5 protein-coding genes are annotated in these 4,664 nt (G+C 76.1%); 3 read left to right on the forward strand and 2 right to left on the reverse strand.

What is annotated here, in order from left to right; genetic code table 11:
• The 3 genes from FK498_RS17495 to FK498_RS17505 form a co-directional block, all read left to right on the forward strand.
• Positions 1-411, forward strand: a 411-nt coding sequence (locus FK498_RS17495; protein ID WP_202614906.1) for a (2Fe-2S)-binding protein, incomplete at its 5' end; no start/stop codon positions are given.
• Entirely contained in the window at positions 404-1,030 is a 627-nt protein-coding gene (locus FK498_RS17500) for a hypothetical protein (protein ID WP_141856828.1), read from the forward strand. The genes FK498_RS17495 and FK498_RS17500, both read left to right, overlap by 8 nt.
• On the forward strand, positions 1,027-2,151 hold the full coding sequence (locus FK498_RS17505) for an FAD-binding oxidoreductase (RefSeq protein ID WP_141856830.1): 1,125 nt from the start codon (positions 1,027-1,029) through the stop codon (positions 2,149-2,151). Before FK498_RS17500 ends, FK498_RS17505 begins: the two co-directional genes overlap by 4 nt.
• A 453-nt stretch (positions 2,152-2,604) precedes the next feature.
• Here the strand turns inward: FK498_RS17505 and FK498_RS17510 are convergent, their stop codons facing one another.
• Both FK498_RS17510 and FK498_RS17515 read right to left on the reverse strand, forming a co-directional pair.
• Positions 2,605-3,729, reverse strand: coding sequence for a DSD1 family PLP-dependent enzyme (locus FK498_RS17510; protein WP_141856832.1), 1,125 nt, complete (start codon positions 3,727-3,729; stop codon positions 2,605-2,607).
• 15 nt (positions 3,730-3,744) lie between these two features.
• The gene (locus FK498_RS17515) at positions 3,745-4,563 is read right to left on the reverse strand and encodes an RNA methyltransferase (protein ID WP_141856834.1); all 819 of its coding nucleotides are present in this window, start codon (positions 4,561-4,563) and stop codon (positions 3,745-3,747) included.
• Positions 4,564-4,664 lie beyond the last annotated feature (101 nt).

The raw sequence follows: 4,664 nt of genomic DNA on the forward strand, positions 1-4,664 counted from the left end.
GCGCTGGATGCCGCGCACCGGCTCGGCCGGATCGACCGCGCGCGGCGCGACGCCGAGGCCGGGCCGCTGCTCGCCGAGCGGGCGCGCGCGCTCGCGATCCGCCCTTTCCTCGATGCGCTCTACCGGCCGGCACCGGAGGTGCTGACGCCTCCTGATGCGGCGATCGTCTGCCGCTGCGAGGAGGTGACCGCCGGCCAGGTGCGCCAGGCTGCGCGCCTCGGCGCCACCGGGCCGAACCAGGCGAAGGCGTATCTGCGCTGCGGCATGGGGCCGTGCCAGGGGCGGCTCTGCGGCCCGACCGTGGCGGCGCTGATCGCCGCCGAGCGCGGCATCGCGATCGCCGAGGCGGGCAGCTACCGCCCGCGCGCGCCCTACAAGCCGCTGACCGTCGGGGAGCTCGCGCATGGCTGAGCGGATCGTCATCGTCGGTGCCGGCGCGGCCGGGCGGGCGGCCGCCGCGCTGCTGCCGCAGGCGCGCATCGTCGCCCGGCCCGAGGCGACGGCATGGCACGCCGAGCCCGGCCGGCTCTGGATCCTGGAGCGCGGACAGATCGATGCCGTGCCCTTCGACATCCTGGTCGTCGCGGCACCGGTGCTGCATCTGCTGCTCGCGCTCGGCTGCCGCACGCGCGCCTGGCGGCCGGTGGTCGATGCCTGCGGACGGACGAGCGCCGCGGACGTCTTCGCCGCCGGCGCGCTGGTCGGTGCCGCGACCGCGGACGAGGCCGCGCGCCAGGGCCGGATCGTCGCCCAGGCGATCCTCGGCCGCGCGCCGGAGGGGACCATCGCGGTCGGCGCGCCGCCGGAACGGGTGGGCGAGGACGACCTGCTGGCCGCCTCGCTCGGCGTGACAAAGGTTGCGCTCCGCGATGGCGGCATCGTCGGCATCGCCACCGCGGCCCGACACCGGACCGATGCGGAGCCGATCCCGTTCGCGCCCGCCACGCCGATCCCCTTCGCCGCCCTCGCCGCCCGCGCCGGCGAACGGCCGCCGCCGCGGCCCCTGCAGATCGACGAGGCGCTGGCATGAGGGCCGACGCCATCGTCGTCGGCGGCGGGCTGCACGGGCTCTCCGCGGCGCTGCAGCTTGCGCGGCGCGGACGGCGCGTTCTCGTTCTTGAGGCCGAACGGATCGCCGCCCACGCCTCCTCCGCCTCGGCCGGCGGCGTACGCACGCTCGGACGCGACCTCGCCGAGGTGCCGATCGCGCTCGCCGCGCTCGAGATGTGGCGCGAGATCGCGAGCCTGGTCGGCGACGACTGCGGCTACACCCAGAGCGGTCAAGTGAAGGTTGCCGAGACCGAGACGGAGCTCGACCAGCTCGCCGCGCGCGTGCGCGCCCTGCGGGCGCGCGGCTGGGAGCACGAGGAACTGGTCGACCGCGACGCGCTGCGCCGCCTCCTCCCGGCGCTCGCGCCGCACTGCGTCGGCGGTCTTGTCGTGCGTACCGACGGCTTCGCCACCCCCTACCGCACCGCGCTCGCCTTCCACCGCGCCGCCGTGGCGGCCGGCGCGGTCGTGCGCGAGGGCGCGCGCGTCGTCGGCCTCGAACGGTCGGGCGGGATCTGGCACGTCGCGCTCGCGGACGGCACGCGCGCGACCGCGCCGATCGTGGTGAACGCCGCCGGCGCCTGGGGCCCGCGCGTCGCGCGTCTCGCCGGCGAGACCATCCCGGTGCGGTTCTCGGCCTTCATGATGCTGCTGACCTCGCCGCTGCCGCCCTTCGTCACACCCGTGGTGGGTGCGGTGGGTCGGCCGCTCTCGTTCAAGCAGCTCGCCTCCGGCCACGTCATGATCGGCGGCGGCCACAAGGGGGTGGCCGATCTCGATACCGGCCGCGTCGTCCTCGACATCGACCGTGCCGCCTACTCGGCGAGGACCGCGCTCGACCTGTTCCCGGTGCTGGCCGGCTGCGCGCTCGAGCATATCTGGGCCGGCATCGAGGGCGTGGCGACGGACGATCTGCCGGTGATCGGCCACGGCCGCAGCGAGGGCCTGGTGCACGCCTTCGGCTTCTCCGGCCACGGCTTCGCGATCGCCCCCGCGGTCGGCGCCCTGGTCGCGCAGCTTGCGCTGGAGGGGACGACCAACCTGCCGATCGGCCCGTTCGATCCGGCCCGGTTCGGCCCCGCGCGCGCCGGGACGGGATGACGCCGCAGGCCGCGACGGCGGGCCCTCGCGGCGATCTTGATCCCGATCAACGCATGGGCGCGCGATCCGTGCCTTCCTGATGCCGGTCCCGATCGGGAGGAACCGCCCGATCGGGGGGAACGGGGCGCCAACAGACCCCGGAGCCGGAGGGAGGAACGGATGGCCGCGACATCGCCAGGCGACCCGGGACGGCCGAAGGTCCCGCAGGGGCCCGAGAGGTCGCCGCGGGCTAGGCTGGCGGCCGGGACGCCGGCTGCCCCCGTCGGCGTCTACGACCACTTCTGGCAGTGCCTGAGCCGATGGGTACCGACGGATCGGTCGCTCCGTGAGCGCGCCCTGCGCCCGGACGAGATCGCGCGGCCGCAGGCGGGGCTTGCGGAGGAGGCCGCGCCGTCGCCGCGCCCGCCTGCCGGCGGCGCGACCGGGTAGGCGCCCCACGGCGCGGCGCGCGCGTCAGCGCATCGCGCCGCGCGCATCCACCGGGAAGACGGTCTCCACCCGCCCGCCGCGCAGGCCGACATACCAGTCGTGCCGGTCGACGGTCGGGTCGCAGTGGCCCGGCACGAGGCGGAGCTTCTGGCCGATGCCGAAGCTGCGTGCGCCCGGATCGTAGTGCAGCGTGGCGTGCTCGTCGGAACAGCCGACGCAGCGCACATCCGGCATCTGCCAGACGAGCGGCAGGCCGCGATCCACCGCCACCCCCTTGTGGCCGACATCGAGCACCGCCACCCCCGGCCGCGCGACGCTGATCACCGTGGCGAGCACGAACAGCGCGTGGCCGAAGGTCCCCACCGGTCGGCCGGCGGCGTCCAGGTTCTGCGCGTAGTCGGCATCCATGAAGGCGTAGGAGCCGGCCTGGATCTCGGTCCAGATCCCGCTCGCCAGCTCCTCCTCGAAGGTGCCGGTGCCGGCGCCGCCGACGATGCGGCAGTGGAGCCCGCGCTGGGCGAGCTGCTCGACCGTGCGCCGCGTCGCCTCCGCCGCCTGGGCGATCGCCGCGTGCCGCTCCTCCGCCCGGCGCAGGTGCTGGGCGAGGCCATGATAGGCCTGCAGCCCGGCGAAGCCGAGATGGCGGCTGTGCGCGATGCGCTCGGCCAACGCCACCGCGGGCGGACCGGGCGCGATGCCGCAGCGGCCCATGCCGACATCGATCTCGACCAGGGTCTCGATGCGCGTGCCCAGCGCCTCGGCCGCCTGTTCGAGCGCCCAGACCTGCTCCGCGTCGTCGACGCAGACGGCGACGGAGGCGAGCTTGGTCAGACCCGCGAGCCGGCGCAGCTTCGCCGCACCGACGACCTGGTTCGAGACCAGGATGTCGGCAACGCCGCCCCAGACCAGCGCCTCGGCCTCGCCCACCTTCTGCACGCACTGGCCGACCGCGCCGCGCGCGATCTGAAGGCGCGCGACGGTGGCGGATTTGTGCGTCTTGGCGTGCGGACGGAGCTTCGCCCCGGTGCCGGCGAGCAGCCGCGCCATGGTGTCGAGATTGGCCTCGAAGACGTCGAGATCGAGCAGCAGCGCCGGCGTGTCGATGGCCTCCTCGGCGTCGCCGGGCAGCGCAGGCGGGGTCGGTGGCATCGGGGTCTCCGCGGTTCAGCGCTTCAGCGCCCAGATCAGGATCCCGGCCGCGACCGAGACGTTCAGGCTCTCGATCCGGCCCGCCCCGCGCAGGGTGACGCGCGCCTCGCAGGCGGCGAGCGTCTCCGCGTCGAGGCCGCGCTCCTCGTTGCCGAGCACGAGCGCGACCGGGCGGTCGCGCGGCAGCGCGGCCGGTGCGACGCCGCCCTCGGCGACCGCGCCGGCGACCAGGAAGCCCGGCCGGATCGCCGCGAGCGCGGGCGCAAGCGGCGCGGCGCGGTAGAGGGTGAGGTGCTCGAGCCCGCCCTCGGCGACGCGATGGGCGGAATCCGTCGGTCCGGCCTGCTTCGGATGGCCCGAGAGCACGATGCGGTCGAGCCCGAAGAACGCCGCGGTGCGCGCGATCGCGCCGAGATTGTGCGTGTTCGCGATGCCGTCCATCACCAGGAGCAGCGGCATGCGCTCGCGCGCGGCGAGCACGGCGCCCGGGTCGAAGGCCGGGATCGCCTTCGGCCGCGCGACCGCGACGATACCGCCGTGCAGGGGCGTGCCGGCGACCCGGTCGAGCTCGGCGCGCGGCAGCATCCGGTAGGGTCGGCGCGCGGCGGCCAGCACCTTGCAGAACGGCCCGGCCGCCTCGCGCAGCGCCTCCTCGTAGAACAGCCGCTCGACGCGCTGGGGCGCGCGCGCGAAGAGCGCCGCGACGGCGGGCAGGCCGGCGACGCGGACGAGATCGGCCGGCTCCTCACCGTGGCGCTCGGCAACCCGGGCGGCGGGTCGGGGCGGCGGGCGGGGCGGTCCGCGACGGTCGCGCGGCGGAAGGTCACGGCGCATGGCGCGGTGCGTGCCATCGCGCGACGGCGGCGGCAAGGGGGCGGATGGACGCCCCCCGCGCTCCCGCCTACCCTGCCGCTGTGACCTCCGCCGCCCTGCCG

Source organism: Elioraea sp. Yellowstone (assembly GCF_006704265.1).
Lineage (GTDB): Bacteria > Pseudomonadota > Alphaproteobacteria > Acetobacterales > Acetobacteraceae > Elioraea.